The 16,764-nt window shown below is 73.8% G+C and carries 12 protein-coding genes; 5 read left to right on the forward strand and 7 right to left on the reverse strand.

Going from position 1 to position 16,764, the window contains the following annotated elements; all coding sequences use genetic code 11:
- Positions 1 to 87 precede the first annotated feature (87 nt).
- The 3 genes from MXD60_RS09605 to fabG all read right to left on the reverse strand — a co-directional run bounded on the left by MXD60_RS09605 (position 88) and on the right by fabG (position 2,603).
- The gene (locus MXD60_RS09605; protein WP_248818655.1) at positions 88 to 1,338 is read right to left on the reverse strand and encodes a ferrochelatase; all 1,251 of its coding nucleotides are present in this window, start codon (positions 1,336 to 1,338) and stop codon (positions 88 to 90) included.
- The gene (locus tag MXD60_RS09610; RefSeq protein ID WP_248818656.1) at positions 1,335 to 1,640 is read right to left on the reverse strand and encodes a hypothetical protein; all 306 of its coding nucleotides are present in this window, start codon (positions 1,638 to 1,640) and stop codon (positions 1,335 to 1,337) included. Before MXD60_RS09610 ends, MXD60_RS09605 begins: the two co-directional genes overlap by 4 nt.
- Positions 1,641 to 1,886: 246 nt before the next feature.
- Positions 1,887 to 2,603 (reverse strand): 3-oxoacyl-ACP reductase FabG, encoded by a 717-nt coding sequence (fabG, locus tag MXD60_RS09615; RefSeq protein ID WP_248818657.1) that lies wholly within the window; start codon positions 2,601 to 2,603, stop codon positions 1,887 to 1,889.
- Positions 2,604 to 2,768: 165 nt separating this feature from the next.
- On the opposite strand from fabG, the gene MXD60_RS09620 reads away from it, so the two are divergent.
- Together MXD60_RS09620 and MXD60_RS09625 are read left to right on the forward strand one after the other, a co-directional pair.
- Positions 2,769 to 3,077 (forward strand): DUF167 domain-containing protein, encoded by a 309-nt coding sequence (locus tag MXD60_RS09620; protein ID WP_248818658.1) that lies wholly within the window; start codon positions 2,769 to 2,771, stop codon positions 3,075 to 3,077.
- 581 nt (positions 3,078 to 3,658) lie between these two features.
- Entirely contained in the window at positions 3,659 to 6,613 is a 2,955-nt protein-coding gene (locus MXD60_RS09625) for a pyruvate dehydrogenase (protein ID WP_308222419.1), read from the forward strand.
- Between the two features lie 26 nt (positions 6,614 to 6,639).
- Here the strand turns inward: MXD60_RS09625 and fabI are convergent, their stop codons facing one another.
- From fabI to MXD60_RS09640, 3 genes are all read right to left on the reverse strand, one after another.
- Positions 6,640 to 7,413, reverse strand: a complete 774-nt coding sequence (fabI, locus tag MXD60_RS09630; RefSeq protein ID WP_248818660.1) for an enoyl-ACP reductase FabI — start codon at positions 7,411 to 7,413, stop codon at positions 6,640 to 6,642.
- 66 nt (positions 7,414 to 7,479) lie between these two features.
- Positions 7,480 to 8,664, reverse strand: a complete 1,185-nt coding sequence (locus MXD60_RS09635; RefSeq protein WP_248818661.1) for a cation:proton antiporter — start codon at positions 8,662 to 8,664, stop codon at positions 7,480 to 7,482.
- Positions 8,665 to 8,685: 21 nt separating this feature from the next.
- Positions 8,686 to 9,168 (reverse strand): cation:proton antiporter regulatory subunit, encoded by a 483-nt coding sequence (locus MXD60_RS09640; RefSeq protein WP_248818685.1) that lies wholly within the window; start codon positions 9,166 to 9,168, stop codon positions 8,686 to 8,688.
- A 1,431-nt stretch (positions 9,169 to 10,599) separates the two neighbouring features.
- Here MXD60_RS09640 and MXD60_RS09650 point away from each other — a divergent pair.
- From MXD60_RS09650 to MXD60_RS09660, 3 genes are all read left to right on the forward strand, one after another.
- Positions 10,600 to 11,154: a hypothetical protein gene (locus tag MXD60_RS09650; RefSeq protein WP_248818662.1), complete on the forward strand. Its 555-nt coding sequence runs from the start codon at positions 10,600 to 10,602 to the stop codon at positions 11,152 to 11,154.
- The gene (locus MXD60_RS09655; protein WP_248818663.1) at positions 11,151 to 15,218 is read left to right on the forward strand and encodes an nSTAND1 domain-containing NTPase; all 4,068 of its coding nucleotides are present in this window, start codon (positions 11,151 to 11,153) and stop codon (positions 15,216 to 15,218) included. Before MXD60_RS09650 ends, MXD60_RS09655 begins: the two co-directional genes overlap by 4 nt.
- Before the next feature lie 280 nt (positions 15,219 to 15,498).
- Complete coding sequence (locus MXD60_RS09660) at positions 15,499 to 16,017, forward strand: PGPGW domain-containing protein (protein ID WP_248818664.1); 519 nt, start codon at positions 15,499 to 15,501, stop codon at positions 16,015 to 16,017.
- 30 nt (positions 16,018 to 16,047) lie between these two features.
- Here the strand turns inward: MXD60_RS09660 and MXD60_RS09665 are convergent, their stop codons facing one another.
- Positions 16,048 to 16,446 (reverse strand): hypothetical protein, encoded by a 399-nt coding sequence (locus MXD60_RS09665; protein ID WP_248818665.1) that lies wholly within the window; start codon positions 16,444 to 16,446, stop codon positions 16,048 to 16,050.
- Positions 16,447 to 16,764: the final 318 nt, after the last annotated feature.

Consider the following 16,764-nt stretch of genomic DNA (forward strand, 5'->3'; position numbering starts at 1 on the left):
TCTCCGATCGCTCCGTCACCCTTGTCCGCATCGTCCGGTCCTGGCTTCCCGCCAGGCGGGCTGGCTATGCCTGGCCATGCCTCTCCATCAGTATCGCCGCATCGTGGACGAGTCCACCTCGGCGTGCCCACCGCGCTCGTCCTGGCGGGTCGGTGGTCCCTGCCCATCCGGGTTCCGCTGCTCATCCGCGGCCTGATGCGCACCTGGGGCCTGATGCGCACCCAAGGCCGGACGCGCACCCGGGGTCTGATGCGCACCCGGCGGCCGGCGCGGATGGGCGGGCGGACGGCAGCAGTGCGCCGCGCAGTCGGCGGGCCAGGGCCCGAACTCCGTCAGCGCCCGACGCGGCAGGTCCGGGTCACGCCACTCGTCGAGGAGTTCCCGCACCATCGCGACGAACCTGGGATCGGTGCCCACCGTGGCGGCGCGGGTCACCGCCAGCCCGAGCTCGCGTGCTCGGCTCAGGGCGATGACGTCCAGGTCGTACGCGACTTCCATGTGATCGCTGATGAAGCCCACCGGCACGAGGACGGCGCTGGCCGGGCCGCCGGCGGCGAGCTCGGCCAGTCGGTCACCGACGTCAGGTTCCAGCCAGGGGACCGCCGGCGGTCCGCTGCGGCTGCAGAACACCACCTCGGCGGGATGGCGCACGCCCGTTCGCTGCTCGACCCGCGCGGCGATCGCTGCCGCGACCGCGCCCAACTGGCGCGAGTAGGCATCGCCGTCGGGCCCGCTGGTCCGAGCCTGGGAAAGCGGCAGGGAGTGGGCGGTGAACAGCAGGTGGGCGTCGGCCCGCGACGAAGCCGGCAGGTCCGCCAGCGCGGCCAGGCAGTGGTCCACCATCGGCTCGACGAACCCGGGATGGTCGAAGAACAGCCGCAGTTTGACCAGTTCCGGGCGGGGCGCCCCGGGCGCGAGCACGGTGAGCGCGTCGGCGAGGTTCTCGCGGTACTGCCGGCACCCGGAGTACGACGAGAACGCCGAGGTGACGAAGCAGGCCGCCCGGCGGACCCCGTCAGCCGCCATCCGTGCGACGGTGTCGCTCAGGTAGGGCGCCCAGTTCCGGTTGCCCCAGTACACCGGCAGCTCCGGCAGGCACGCCCGCAGCGCGGCGGCGAACGCCCGGTTCTGGTCGTTGAGCGGGCTGCGGCCGCCGAACATCGCGTACTGCTCGGCGACGGTGGCGAGGCGGGAGGCGGGCACGTCCCGGCCGGCCGTGACATTACGCAGGAACGGCGCGACATCGTCGGGCCCCTCCGGGCCGCCGAAGGACACCAGCAGCAGCGCGTCGAACTCCTCGCCCCCGCCGCGTCGGCCGGATGGTGCGCCGCCGGTCACCGCGACACGCGGCCGGCGATATCGGCCGGATAGGTCGGAAAATAACGGCTGATGGTCGACAGCTCGAAGGATCGCAGGATCGACCGCGCGGACTCCCGGGTGAGCAGGTACTCGAAAGACGCGCGCACCAGGGCGATCTGGCCCGGCTCGTCCTCGACGGCGATCCCGGTCGCCGCGAGCACCTTGTCGTCGACCCGCACCTGATAGGTGAAGGACAGTCCCGGCACACCGGGCGAGGTCTCCTCGGCGACTGTCACCTCGAAGTCACGGCCACCGCGCGGTTCCACCCGAATCACGCTCATCGGACCCACTCCCTCGTGGCCGCGCCGACCTGCCGCCGCCACGGCGGTCACCGGACGGAAGGCCCGGGATCCACGGGCCGGGGACCGAAGGCCGCGACGCGGGGCCCCGGCCCGGCGGCGCGGCACGGCTGCGCCGTCCACGATATCCGCAGCCGCCGCGTCGTACCCACCCACGGGCCGCCGCGGCCCGGCCGGGCCTGGCCCGCGCCGACGGCCGCGCTCACGGCGCTGATGCCGTCCTCCCGGTCAGTGCCCCATACTCAGGCCGCCGTCGACCGGGATCAGCGCGCCGTTGATGTAGGCCGCGGCCGGCGAGGCCAGGAACGCCACCAGCGCCGCGACATCCGCCGGCTCCCCCATCCGACCGCCGGGCACCGCGGCGGTCAGCGCCTGCCGCTGGGTGTCCGTCAACGCGTCGGTCATGTCCGTGCGGATCGGTCCAGGGGCCACGACGTTCGCGGTGATGTTGCGCGGGGCGAGCTCGCGGGCCAGGGACCGGGCGAACCCGATCAGGCCCGCCTTGGACGCCGCGTAGTTCGACTGCCCCGGTCCCCCGACGGACGCCACGACGGACGACACGAAGATCAGGCGTCCGCGGCGCAGGCGCATCATCGGCCGCGCGGCCCGCTTCGCCACCCGGTAGGCGCCGAGCAGATTGGTGTCGACGACCTCCTGGAAGGCGTCCTCGCTCATCGTGGCCAGCAGCGTGTCACGCACGATGCCGGCGTTCGACACGACGATCTCGACGGGGCCGAACTCGGCCTCCACCTCGGAGAACGCCTTGTCCACGCTCTCCGCGTTGGTGACGTCCAGCCGGACCCCCAGCATGCCCTCGGGGGCCGTCCCGCCCCGGCTCCCCACCGCGACCCGCTCCCCCGCGGCGGCGAGCGCGGCGGCACAGGCGGCACCAATACCGCGATTACCACCCGTGACCAGGGCGACGCGGCCCTCGTTTTCGACCATGGCGGGATAGTAACCGTCCGACCCGCCGCGCCCGGGCTTCACCCGACCCACGACACCCGGCGCTGTCCCCACCGGCGGCCACCCGGACATCCCCGCGCCGTCACCCCGTCGCGCGATCCGGTGACGCGCCGGATGCGGCACGATGTCACGTATGCGGGGTCAGGAATGCGGGTGACCATCCGGGTGCAGCCCGGCGCCGCCCGGCCAGGCGTGGGCGGGTCCTGGGCGGATCCGCAGGCCGGCACCGCCCTGGTCGTCCGGGTGGCCGAGCGCGCCGTCGACGGGCGCGCCACCGAAGCGGCGCTGCGCGCGCTCGCCGACGCCCTCGGCCTGCGCCGCGCCGACCTGCGGCTCGCTCGGGGCGCGACCAGCCGCCTCAAGTCCGTCGAGGTGACGCCGGACCCGGCCGACGAACCCGCCCTGCGCACCCGGATCGACCGCCTCCTCGGCGGCGCCGGCTCCGAGCCGCGCTGACAGCCGCGCCACCCGCCACCCGCCACCCGCCGCCCTCCACGGCCACCCGCCGCCACCGCCACCGCGTCGGCGGTGGCTGCACGGCTGAGCGGCTTCCTGATCTCTTCCGCAGGGATAAATCGGTCGTGGAGCCCTGCGGAAGAGACAGGAACCTCCGCTCCCACGCCGACCGCCGCCGACAATCAGGTACCGGCCCCGCGGAGCAGCCCATCGGAGCAGGTCTGACCTGGTCCTGGCGGGACGAGTCCGGCCGCGTGGCAGCGGCCCGGCCTCGTCGCTCTGCGCGCCTGTGTCCGACCCGGCCGGCGGCGCGGGACCGCAGATGCTGAAATGGTGCGAAACACCGCCACGGCCGCGGCATCGCTCCGAGGGACGGTCGGGCGGGACGGGAGCCCGGCCGGAACCTGCCGGGCTGGCCACACGCGGTGCACGTCATCGCGGATCCGGCTGACGGCGCAACCTCCGGCCAGCCTGACACGTCCGGACATGGGGAGGTCCTCGTCATGGGACGGAGGCCGAGCATGCGCAGGCCGGATGCACGACCGGCCGACGCTCCACACGGATACACCGGTCGGGGGGAGTTGACCATTGGACCCGACGACGCCGGACCAGACAGCGCCCTGTCTGCCGGCATCCCCCTCGACGGCAGTCCCCTCGACGGCACCACGCACGACGGCACCACGCACGACGGCACCGCCGACGCCAGCCGCGACGCCCCCACCAGCGACGGCGCCATCCGTCACGACGACGCAGCCGACGACCGTGTGCCGGAGCGCACCGCACCGCGCGACACGTCGTCCCCGTATCCGGGAAGGGACGACGCCATGGTGACCCCGACCATTGCCAGAAGCTCACCCAGCGGCGCGACCGCACAGGCCGCGGGCCTGCCGAACGGCCACCAGGTTCCTCCCGGCGACGTCGACGGCGCGCCGGTGCCGGGGCCGCCGGGTGGCGTGCTCGACCTCGCGGCGCTGGCGACCCTCGACGAGCGACTGCGCGTCGCCGCCGCCGGGATCATCGGTGCGGGTGTGCGGTCCGGGCGGCGCTCCGCCGCCGCCGCCCGGCGCGACCGGGCGGGTGCCGCGGCGGCGGCGAGCGTCGCCACCGTGCTGTGGTTCGACGCACTGCGCGCCGAGGACCGGGTCAGCGTGACCCCGCATGCCGCCTCTCTCGTCCTCGCCGTCCATCAGGTGCTCGAGGACGCACGGGCGGCGGACGGCGCCGACGGCGCGGCCCGGCCCGGCACCACGCTGGACGCTTGGTCCCGGCCGGACGCCGCGCCGAACCCCGGCCCGCTGCGGATGCTCGGCGCCGGCAACGTCGGGCCGAGCGGAACGGTGTGGGCGGCGCTGGCCCGGCGTTTCGCCGGCGAGCGCTTCGACCTCGCGCCCAGGGGCCGGCAGATCTGCCTGGTCGACTTCGCCGAGCTGCGTGACCCGGCGGTGTGGGAAACGATCACCGATGAGCGGGTCGCCCATCTCGGCGAGCTGTTCTGGGTGGTCACGGTGGCCGGTGGCGGGATCGCCGCCGGTGGGGCGGCCGGCCCCGGCGGGGAGGCGGCCCGGGGTGTCGGCGGGCCCGGGGGTGTCGGCGGGCCCGCCCGGGCGGCGCGGATGTTCGAGGCCGCAGGGTGGCAGGTGCTCTCGGTGCGTTTCGGCCGGCGGCTCGCGGCCCTGCTCGAGCGACCCGGTGGCCACGCGCTGAGGGCCCGCCTGGACCAGCTCACCCCGGCGCAGTACCGGGAGCTGCTGCACGCCCGCGGCACGGAGCTGCGCCGCCAGCTCGCCGGGCCGGGCGCCACCGGCGTCGGCATCAGCCGGCTGTTGGACACGCTCAGCGACGAGGAGATCCTCGCCTGCCTGTGCGACCTCGGCGGCCACGACATCCCCCTGCTCATCGACGCGTTCGACGAGGTCGTCGCCGACCGGCCGACCGTCCTGTTCGCCTACACCGACGACCGCCTCACCCCGGATGACGAGCCCCGCCCCGACGAGGTGCCCACCGCCGACGAACTCACCGCCGACCAACGCGCCGCCGACGAACGCGCCGCCGACGAACTCGCCGCCGACGAACTCGCCGCCGGCAGGCTGGCCGGCGGCGAGCCGCCGCACGTCGGCGCCCTCGGGGCGCCGGCCGGGCGGGAACCTGGCGTGGTCGCCGCCGCGGACGGCGCCGTTGCGCTGCGGCCGGGTCGCGCGGATCTCGAACCGCTGCCGTGGAGTTCCGGGGCCCGTCGGCTCGCCCGGCACGTCGCCCGGTATCTGGACCGGGCGCCCGTCGCGGCGCGGGCTCCGGCGCGGGTTCCGGCGCAGGCGGGGCGCGCGTTCCCGAACTGGATCTCCACCCAGGACGCGTTCGGCGCGTTGCTGCGTGACCTGCCCGGGCTCGCGCCGCACGCCACCGCGGCGGTGGTCACGATCAGCACCCGGGCGGCCGACCCGGTGCTGGCCGGCTGGCTGGCTGCGGCGGGCCGGTCATCGGCTGATCCCGGCACCGCCCCGGAGCCGGCCGCACCGCGACCGCTGCCCCCGGCGGGCGGCGACGCCGGCCACGCCAGCCCCATCAACCACACCGGCAGCTCCGGCAGCTCCGGCCACGGTGGCGACACCGGTCAGGCTGGCGCGACCGCGGACGGGCGGCCCAGTGGACGACACGTCGCCGGTGGGTTGTCCGCGGCGGCGTTCGGCGGGGTGCTCGGTTCACTCGGGGTGGCGTGGAGCCGCCAGGGCCTGCCGCTGCTGCCGATCGGCGTCGCCGACGAGGCGTCCGCCGGCCGGATGCTGCCGGGCTGGCTCGCCGCCTGTGAGGCGGACGCGCGCAGCGTCCTCGCGGTGGCCGACACCGGGTTCGAACCGGCGGCCAGGGCGCTGGTCTGGAGCGGCGGCGAGGGCGTGCCCACGGCAGTCGCGGCGACCTGGCAGCCGGCGTTCGCGGCCGACCTGGCCTGGTGTCTGCTCGCCGGCCTCGGCCGCCTCGCCCGTCTCGACGGCGCGGCCAGCCTGATCCGGCTGTCCGCCCGGCCGGTGGACCAGCGCCTCGCCGAGCTGCCCGTGGACCCCGACGGGCTGCGCCGGCGCCAGGCGCTGGTTCTCGCGGGCGGTTACCGGCTGCACGACGGCGGTCCCGGCGCCGTCGTCACCCTGGTCGGGGTGGGCCCGGTGATGCCGGAGGTGCTCGACGCGGCGGCGCGGCTGCGGGCCGGGCTGCGCCGTGAGGTCAGCGTGGTGTGCCTGACCTCGCCGAACGCGGTGTTCCACGCGTTGCAGGCCCGGCGCGGACTGGCCGAGGGGTCGGACGCGCTGCTCGCCGAGCTGTTCCCGGCGCAGCGTCGCGGCCCGATCGTCACCGTGGTGGACGGCGACCCGCGGACGCTGAGCTTCCTCGCCGGCGTGCACGGCGATCCGATCTCCACGCTCGGATCGGCCGCGCCGCCGCCCGGCACGGCCCCGCCCACCGGGCCGGCCGCCGCCCCCGTGCCGGTCGACACGATCATCGGCACCGCGCTGGACCTCGTCGACGAGGCCGCGCAGGGCTGACCCGCGGCCGCCGTCACCCCGTCGGGTCAGACGCCGACGGCGTGCACGCCGCCGTCCACGTGGACGGTTTCGCCGGTGGTCGCCGGGAACCAGTCCGACAGCAGCGCGACGCAGGCCTGGGCGGCGGGCGTCGTGTCGTGCACGCTCCAGCCGAGCGGCGCCCGGCCGTCCCAGACCTCCTCGAACTGGCTGAAGCCCGGGATGCTCTTGGCCGCCATCGTCCGCAGCGGCCCGGCGGCGACGAGGTTCACCCGCACCCCCCGCGGGCCGAGGTCGCGGGCGAGGTAGCGGGCGGCCGACGCCAGGCCGGCCTTGGCGACGCCCATCCAGTCGTAGGACGGCCAGGCCACCGAGGCGTCGAAGTCGAGCCCGACGACGGACGCCTTCTCGCCGAACAACGGCAGCGTGGCCCGGGTCAGCGACGCCAGCGACCAGGTCGAGACCTGCAGCGCGGTGCCGACCTCCGACCAGGCGGCCTCGACGAACGGCTTGCCGCCGAGGACCGACTCGGGCGCGAAACCGATCGCGTGCAGCACCCCGTCGAGGCCGTCGACGTGTTCGAGCACCCGCTCGGCGAGGCCGGCGAGCTGCTCCTCGTCGGTGACGTCGAGCTCGACGACGGGGGCCTCGGTGGGCAGCCGCCGGGAGATCCGGCGGGTCAGGGACAGGCCCCGGCCGAAGCCGGAGAGGACGACCCGCGCGCCCTGCTCCTGGGCGATGCGGGCGACGCTGAACGCGATGGACGCCTCGGTGAGGACGCCGGTGACAAGGATGCGCTTACCTTCGAGGAGACCGGTCATGGGCCGCATCCTGCCAAACATCGCGCCCGGCGCGGGGGTCCCCGGGCAGGAAGGCCGGTGCGCCGGTCAGGTGCGGGCGGCCAGGCGCCGCCGGCAGGCCCGGGTGACCGGTTCGACGAAGCGCGCCGCCAACGGGCCGATGATGGCCATGAGCAGCACATAACAGGCGGCGAGCGGGCCGAGTCTGGGCTCGATGCCGGCGGCGACCGCGAGCCCCGCGATGACGATGGAGAACTCGCCGCGGGCGACGAGCGCCGCGCCGGCCCGGAACCGGCCCATCGTGCCGATCCCCGCGGAGCGCGCCGCCCACCAGCCGGTGATCACCTTCGTGACGACGCCGGCGAGGGCCAGCAGGGAGCCGGCGAGCAGCGCCGAGGGGATCTCCGCCGGCTCGGTCTGCATGCCGAAGAAGACGAAGAACACCGCAGCGAACAGGTCCCGCAGCGGGCTGAGCACCTCCGCCGCGCCCTCGGCGACCGGGCCGGACAGGGCGATGCCGACGAGGAACGCGCCGACCGCGGTGGACACCTGCATGCGCTGGGCGAGCCCGGCGACGAGCAGCGCGAGGCCCAGCACCCGCAGCAGCAGAATCTCGTCGTTGCGGTCCGCCTTCGGGTTGAACACCAGCCGGGTGACCTTGGGGCTGTGCTTCAGCGCGAGCCAGAGCACCACGGCGAGCAGGCCGAGGGCGATGGCGACGGTCAGCGAGCCGCGGGCGACCGTCTGGTGGGCCAGCAGCGCGGTGAGCACCGGCAGGTAGACGGCCATCGCGAGGTCCTCGAGCACGAGCACGGACAGCACGACCGGGGTCTCCCGGTTACCGAGCCGGCCGAGGTCACCGAGCACCTTCGCGATGATGCCGGACGACGAGATCGCCGTGACCCCGCCGAGCACGACGGCCGCCACCGGGCCCCAGCCGAGCACGAAGGCGGCGATGATCCCGGGGGCGGAGTTGAGGACCAGGTCGAGCACGCCCGCGCGGGCGTTGCTGCGCAGGCCGGAGAGCAGCTCCGTGGCCGTGTACTCCAGGCCGAGGGTGAGCAGCAGCAGGACGACACCGATCTCCGCGCCGACCTGGATGAACTCCTCGCTCGCACCGAGCGAGATCAGGCCGCCCTTGCCGACGGCGAGGCCACCGAGGAGGTAGAGCGGGATCGGCGAGATGCCGACCCGCAGCGCGAGGTGCCCGAGGATGCCCAGGGAGAACAGGACCCCCCCGAGCTCGAGGAAGATGTTTGTCGTCGAATGCACTCGCGATGGCCGTCCGGCTCGTCAACCGTTGCGGAGCAACGCCGCGACGGACGCGGTGTTCTCCGGGGTCCCGACAACGACCACGATGTCGCCGGCGTCGAATCTGAAGTCGGGCCGCGGGGAGGCGTGCACGACCTGGTCACGCACGACCGCCACGATGGACGCGCCGGTGCGGGTGCGGGCCCGGGTGTCGCCGAGCGGCCGCCCGGCGTACGGCGAGCTCGGGTCGATCGCGATCTGATCGCCGACAAGCCCGGCGAACGCACTGCTGATGTCCGCCAGCTTCTCGACGATGTGTGGCGCCCCGAGCAGCTCGGACAGCGCGTCGCTCTCCTCCGCGGTCAGCGTGACGCACTCGCCGACGGCGTCGCTGTCCTCCGCGTCGTACAGCACCAGGTCACGCCGGCCGTGATGACGGGACACCACCCCGATCCGCCGTCCGCTGCGGGTCTGGAAGTCGTGGCGCAGCCCGATCCCAGGCAGAGCCGTCTCCTCGATGTCCACAGCCAACCCTCTCCGCACGCCGTCGTGCCTGCTCACCGGCAGGAAGCCCTGGTGAACCACCTTTGGTCACCCTAACCAACGCCCCACGCCCGACCATCGTTCGTGGTGATCCCGCCTGCCGCCTGGCCTCACCCCTACGAAACGGACCGGACTCTCAGCGAGGACAGCGGGGCTCGGCTCTCCTCGCGCGCGCCGTCGGAGCGCCGGCGACCGACCGCCCGTCCGCGCCGCACAGACGAACATCCAGCCCCGATCCGCGCCACGGTCATCCTCCGTCAAAATGAGGCACGACAAATCCCCATCGACGCAGAGCAGAGGCGACCCGATCTTCGCTTTCCGCGACCAGATGCCCGATTTATCCATGACGAACAATCGCACCTCCTGCGCCGGCACCGCACCGTCCGGTAACCCTGTCCGCGCCGACCGACATCCCACCGAGACGGTCGCCGGGCGACGAGCGGATCGTCGGACCGCCCTGTTCGTCAACATGCGCCGTAGGTCGAGAATGATTCTGGCGACCCCGCGTCACCGGCCGGCCGATCCACCGCGGCCAGGACGATGAGGCACGGGCACGGGCACGGCCACGCGGACCGAATGAACGCGGCGAGCCGACAGTTGACTTACCTCCGCGGTTCACCCGCGGCTACACTTCATGACGCATCATCCGGGAGCGCCGGATCGGCGTTCGGGGCCCGGCTTCACGGGGGTAGAAGTATGTCCGTCGTCCGTTCAGATGGAGTTCAAAGAAGTAGGCGTCACCGGCGGGAACCAACGAGCGGGACGGCGTACGAACCCCGACGGACCGACCCGCGCCGCCAGCTGAGGCGTCCACGGAGTTCCCCCTTGTCGGCTCGCCCTGGCCATGAGCTGCTAGCGCACGGACCGACGACGGGAATCCGACCGGGACGGACGGCCCGCCTGTTGCTCTCGATCCCGCTGGCCGGACTTCTCGCCGGCCTGGTCGGCGGATGCGCCGGCGCCGGAACAGGCTCCTCACCAGACGGCGGCGCAGCCCTGGAGGCGACAACGTCCGTCGTCTCCGGCCCGAGCGCGACAGAGCTTTCCGGACAGAATCCCGGCGGTGCGACGGGCACCCCAGGAGGCACCCCAGGAGGCACCCCCGGAGACACCTCCGGAAGCCCCGGCGCAAGCACCGGCGGTAGTAGCCGGACAGACAGCGGTGGCGGGACGGGCGGCACCGGAACCGGCGGTGGCGGAGGTACCGGCGGAGGTACCGGCGGAGGTACCGGCGGAGGTACCGGCGGAGGTACCGGCGGAGGTACCGGCGGAGGCGGCGGTGGCAGCACCGGCGGAGGCGGCGGTGGTGGTGGAGGCGGTGGCGGTGGAGGCGGTGGCGGTGGCGGAGGCGGAGGCGGCGGGTCGCAGCAGATTCTGGTGGACACGCCGAGGACGAGGCCCTTCGAGTACGGCATGACCGTCGCTCTCAACGCACGGGCAAGTTCGGGGCTCCCGCTCACCTACGAGCGGGTTGAGGTCGGCGGCGCCCAGCAGGCCTGCCAGACGGTCCAGCCGAACGGTGTGGTGCCGATCGTGGGCCGCGGAAAGTGTCTGATCAGGATTTCCCAGGCTGGCAACGATTCGTTTCCACCGGTCACGAGAAGTGTCGAATTCACGCTCGAAAGCGCGGTTACCCGTTACACCTGGCAGGGACCGGACACCAGCAGCGGCGAGGACTTCTACCTGACCGTCGCGCGCGCCAGCGGGTCGCTTGCCGCGGCGGTCAGGGTCACCGCGGGCCCCTGCGAACTCGATGCGCATGGGGAACGCCGAAAGGAGGCCACCTACCCCGATTTTACAGCGACGAGAGACAGCGCCGGACTCCTGCGCAGTTACAGACTACACGGCTATGCGAACCTCGCCGGCGCAGCCCAGGTGACGTGTACGTTCGAACTCACGGCTGGCGATGACGGGAACAGCCTCAACCTTCCCGAACCCCTGTACAAGACCGTCACGATCACTCCTTGACGGCCACATCAGGTCCAGCGGCGGAAAGGCGCATCGATCCCGACCGGTTCGACGTCTTTCTGTCCTACAACCGAGATGATGGCGATCTCGTGGCCGAGCTCGCGGCACATGCCCGGCACGCCGGGATGGCTGTCTGGTTCGACCGGTGGCAGATCGCGCCGGGCGACCTCTGGCAGGCGAACATCGAGGCGGCGCTGTCGTCCAGCCGGTCGTGCGCCATTCTTGTCGGGCCGGCCGGGTTCGGCCGCTGGGAACGTGAGGAACTTCGGGCGGCGCTCATCAGGACGGTCGAAAGGCCGGCCGAGTTCCGCGTCTTCCCGGTGCTCCTTCCCGGCGTCGTCACCCCGTTCGACGAGACCACCATGCCGCTGTTCCTGCGGTCGCGGGCCTGGCTCGATCTGCGGACGGGCCTCGGGCACCGGACGGGTCTCGCGCTGCGCGACGCCGTCGACGGCACCCTCGCCCAGGACGGCCGGGCGAGCGCGCGGCGGCCCGCGGACAGCACCGGGATCAGCCCGTATCCGGGTCTGACCGGCTTCGACCAGGAGTCAGCACGTTTCTTCTTCGGCCGCGCCGCCGAGACTCAGCGGGTCCTCGAGGTGCTGCGCGGAGGTCGGTTCGTCGCGGTCGTCGGCGTTTCGGGCAGCGGGAAGTCCTCGCTCGCGCTCGCCGGCGTGCTGCCCGCGCTGGCCGCGCGGGCACTGCCCGGCTCGCACCGATGGCCGGTGCTGGTGCTGCGCCCCGGCGCGCTGCCGCTCGACACCCTGGCAGCGACGATGGCGGCCCACATGCCGGCCCTCGATCCGCTGGCGCTGCGCGACCAGCTCGCCGCCAGCCCGGAGACCCTCCACCTGCGGCTGATGACGATGCTGGCCGGGCCGGCCGCGCCCGGCGGCGTCCTGCTGGTCGTCGATCAGTTCGAGGAGGCACTCACGGCCGGCCTGGGAGCGGCGGAGTTCGTCGCGAGTCTCGCGCACGCGGCCACCGTCGAGGGCGGACCCGTCCGGGTTCTGCTCACGATGCGCGCGGACTTCTATTCCCGCGCCGCCGACTTTCCCGCCCTGTCCGGACTCCTCGTCGCGAGGCAGTTCCTACTGGGGCCGATGAAACGGGAGAAGCTGCGCGAGGCGATCGTGGGACCGGCCGCGCTGTGCGAGCTCGAGTTCTCGGCGACGCTGGTCGAGACCATTCTCGACGACGCCGGCACCGAGGCCGGCGCGTTGCCGCTGATGCAGCACGCCCTGCGTCGGCTGTACGAAAGGCGCTCGGGCAGTGTCCTGACCCTCGCGGCCTATCGGGAGATCGGCCGCGTCGATGGTTCGCTGGCACTGCATGCCGACGGGATCCTGGCCGGCCTCACCGAGAGCCAGCGCCGCGCCGCCCGCGGCGTCCTGCTGCGGCTGACAGCGGTCGGCGACGGCACCGGCGACACCCGGCGCCGCCTGCACCCGCCGGAGCTGGTGACCACCTCCGGCGGCCCGGCGGAGGTCGCCGAGGTGATCCGCGTGCTGGTCGACGCGCGCCTGCTCACCGCCGGCACCGAGCCGACCGGCGGCGCGGCCACCCTGGAGATCACGCACGAGGCGCTCATCCGGCACTGGCCGGTCCTGCGGGCGTGGGTGGACGACGACCGGGCGGGGCATCGGCTGCGCGAGCAGCTCACCGGCGCGACCAAGGAGTGGGTTGCCGCCGGCGAGGAGCCGGGCCTGCTGTTCGGCGGAACCCGTCTGGCTGTCCTGCTCGCCTGGTCGCAGGACCATCCCGGTGATCTGACCGGGACGGAGTCCCGTTTCCTCACCGCGAGCGTCGCGGCGCGGGAACGCGTCCAAGCGCAGGAGCGGCTTGTGCGCGAGGAGCGCCGTCGCCACCGCGAACGTGTTCGCCTGGCGATCGGCGCGACGGTGGTGCTGACCATCGCGGCGCTGGTGGGGGCCACGTTCGGACTGATTGCCCAGAGTCAGAAGCGGGACGCGGACCGCCAGCGGACGTTGACGCGGTCGGTGCAGCTCGCCGCGCAGGCGGACGAGCTGCGCGCCAGCCGGCCGGATCTCGCGGCGGTGCTCGCGGTCGAGGCCAACGCGATCTCGCCGACGATCGAGGCCCGCGGCAGCCTGCTCAACACGGTGGCGCAGACCCCCGGGCTGGTCCGCGTCCTGCGGCCCACCTCGCCGGCGTCCGGCGCCCTCACCGTCGACGTGGCCGGCGACCTGCTCGCCACCGCGTCCCAGGACCATTCGATCAGCCTGTGGCGCCCGGCCACCGGCCAGCTGGTCACCGGGCCCCTGGCCGGGCACGACGCGCCTGTCGTCGGCATCGGCGTCGACGGCGCGGCGGCCCGGATGACAAGTGTCGACCTGCGGGGTCGGCTGCTCGTGTGGGACCTGCACACGTTCGCCGCCCACCAGGCGGGCGGCCTGCGACACCCGGTGTCCGTGGCGACACCGTCGCCGGACGGGCGGACGCTCGCCGTCGCGACGGACGCGAGCGACGTCCTCGTCGTGAACGTGGACGACGGCGCGCTCATCCGGTCCTGGCCGCCGGCCGGTCGCCCGGTCACCGCGCTGGCGTTCACGCTGGACGGGCAGTCGCTCGCCGTCGGCGACACGGCGGGGATGGTCACCACGCTGTCGCTGGTCGAACCGGACCGGCGCACGGCCCCCGCCCCGGTCGGCGCGTCCTCCCGGATCACCGCGCTCGCGTTCAGCCCCGACGGTGGGACCCTCGCCGCGGCCGCGGACGACCGCGCGGTCCACCTCTGGGACACCGCGGCCGCCCGCCCACGTTCCGACCCGATGTCCGGGCATCGCCGCGACCTCACCGCCATCGCCTATCTGCAGCAGCGTCCCGACCCCACGACCGGGGTCGCGCCCGGCCCGCTGCTGCTGACCGCCAGTACCGACCAGGCCCTCGGCGTCTGGGACGGGACGTTCCAGACGCCCGGGGCCCGCTTCCTCGCCGGACAGCAGGACGCGATCCTTGGCCTGGCCACGTCCGACGCGGGTGTGGTCGCGACGGCGGGACGCAACGGAACGATCGCGCTGTGGGACGTGACCGGCCATCCCACGCTCGCGCGGGCGCTGGTCGGACATCAGGCCGCCGTCAGCGCCGCCGTCTACAGCCCGGACGGCCGGCTGCTCGCGAGCGCCGACTACGCCGGCCGGCTGCTACTGCGGGACGCACGGACCGCCGCGGTCATCCGGGTCGTCGTCGAGGGCGGTCCGCCGGTGAGCGCGCTGGCCTGGACGCCGCGCGGGCAGCGGCTGATCGTCGGGTACGTCACCGGCGCGGGCCGCCTGCTCGACGTCACCGGCGTGCCGCGCGCGAGCTGGCGCGGCACCGGGAACGGGCAGGTCGTCGATCTCGCCGCGGGCGCCGACGGGCGCGTCCTCGTCGTGGCCACCAGCGCCGGCTTCGAGATCCGATCCGTGGCTGACGGCAGCCTCATCCGCCAGATCCACACGACGCCGCTGGCCGGCATGGCATTGCGGCCTGACGGGGCGGTCCTGGCCGCCGGCGGAGAAGACGCCACGGTCACGCTCTGGAACGTCATGACCGGGCGGCGTCTCGCGGCACCGCTGATCGGCCATGGGCTGCGCGTGCCCGCTCTCGCCTTCAGCCCCGACGGTGCCACCCTGGCCACCGGCAGCGACGACCAGAAAATCATTCTGTGGGACCCGTCCGCGCACGCCATGCTGGCCGAGCTCCGGGCCCACACCGACCAGGTGTGGGGGCTGACGTTCCGAGCCGACGGACGAGTGCTGGCCTCCGCGAGCGAGGACGACACGATCGTTCTCTGGGACGTCGCGAGCCGGCGCCCCATCGGCAGGCCCCTGCGCTACGGCGACGACCGGACTGACCATTTCGCGCTCCGCGTGCAGTTCCGGGCGGACGGCCGGGCGCTGATCTCCCACATCGGCACCGACCTCGTCCTGTGGAACACCGATGAGCGGCAGTGGCCGGGCCTGGCCTGTTCGCTGGCCGCGCGGCCGCTGTCCGCGGCGGAGGGACGACAGTACCTGCGTGGCGGCTCCGCGACGGCCTGCCTGTCCCCCGCCCGCCGCTGACGGCCGGAAGCGGTCCAGGTCACGATGCCGACCGGGGATGGCGGCCACGAATGGGCGGTGTTCGGCGTTGCTACGGGGTAGGAGAGCTGACGCCCGTCACGATCACCCGCTTCGGCGGGGTCCGGCTGCGCTGGGACCGCAGTCGGGTTCACCGGTCCGAGGGGCGCCGCGAGACACCGGGTTCCCGGCGCCGACCGCCACGCCCAGTCCTCGCGGCCCCGGCCGGGTGGTCGGCCGCGCGGCGTCCCGCGCCGCCGTACGCAGGGGAGAGTCGCGCGAGGTGTTGAACGCAGGTACCCGGCTGTTGCGCCGGATTGTCGTGACCGTGCTGGGCGTGGTGATCCTCGGCGTCGGCATCGCGATGCTCGTGCTGCCCGGACCGGGGTTCCTGGTGGTGGCGCTCGGCTTCTTCGTGCTGAGCCTGGAGTACGAGTGGGCCCGCAGCCGGTTCGAGAAGGCCCGGCAGAAGGCCGCGGACCTCGCCGACCAGGCGGCCGCGAAGCCGCTGTACTCGGTGTTCACGATCCTGTTCGGCCTCGCCATGGTGGCGGCGGGCGTCGTGTGGATCGTCGTCGACACGCTGCCCGCGTCGTCGCCGTGGTCGGGGGGGAGCATCATCTTCAGCGGCCTGGTCGTCCTCAGCACGATGATCGTGAGCCTGTGGCAGGCGCGGCAGGCCCGCGCCGCCGGCCAGCCCACGCCGGCCGAGCTCATCGAGCGGCGCCAGCAGGCGGAACACACGGAAAGCGCGGAACACACGGAAAGCACCGGGCCCGGCCGACCGGCCGCCGGGCCCTGACCCGCGTCCCGGCCCGCGCTGGGGGTCGCGTTACTGGCCCTGGGTCTCCTGGCTCATGCCGACGACGCCGGGCTGGCGGCTGACGCAGGCGTAGACCGCCGCCCGATCCTGCGTGGACGCCTTCGCCACGTCGTAGCGCAGCGGGTAGGCCCGGTTGATGGCGAGGTTGTTGCGGTCGGGCGGCAACTGGATGGCCTGGCCGACCGACGGGCACGCGGTGCGGGCCGCGGCCTTTTGCGCCACGGTCGCCGCCGGGTCGAAATACACCACGGCCTGCTGCTGCGGCGGCGGCCCACTGATCGTCGCGAACACCCCGAACGCGATCAGCCCCAGCGCCGCGAGGCTGATCAGGATCACCGGCATGCGGCGGCGCGGATCGGTCAGGTAACGCACTGCGCGCGCGGTGGCGGTGCGCCACGAAGTAGACACTTTGTGATTCCTGTCACGTCAGGGAAGGAAATCTGGTCCGGATTACGGGTGGACCACCCCGAAGTCCGGACCCCCAACGTAGCTGGCCGCGGCAGTCCGTATGGTGAGTCCCTTTGTGAGGCCCAGTGCGCTGCGGCGCGGGTGTCCGGCGACCCGGAACACCGCCGTCCGGTGGCGCCCAGGCACGAGATCCGGCCCAGTGACGGGCCATTCCCCGGCGGCACCGGCGACGGTGGCTCCGGAGCTTTCGGCAATCGCGCCCGCCCGGCGTACACGACCTACCAGCAGACACGACCTACCAGCAGACACGACATATCA

The organism is Frankia sp. AgB32, assembly GCF_023243045.1.
Taxonomy (GTDB): Bacteria; Actinomycetota; Actinomycetes; order Frankiales; family Frankiaceae; genus Frankia.

Bases quoted from the DNA above. Each gene is read 5' to 3' on its own strand.
- MXD60_RS09610 (WP_248818656.1), bottom strand. From the start codon at position 1,640: ATGAGCGTGATTCGGGTGGAACCGCGCGGTGGCCGTGACTTCGAGGTG.
- fabG (WP_248818657.1), bottom strand. From the start codon at position 2,603: ATGGTCGAAAACGAGGGCCGCGTCGCCCTGGTCACGGGTGGTAATCGC.
- MXD60_RS09620 (WP_248818658.1), top strand. From the start codon at position 2,769: ATGCGGGTGACCATCCGGGTGCAGCCCGGCGCCGCCCGGCCAGGCGTG.
- fabI (WP_248818660.1), bottom strand. From the start codon at position 7,413: ATGACCGGTCTCCTCGAAGGTAAGCGCATCCTTGTCACCGGCGTCCTC.
- MXD60_RS09650 (WP_248818662.1), top strand. From the start codon at position 10,600: ATGACCGTCGCTCTCAACGCACGGGCAAGTTCGGGGCTCCCGCTCACC.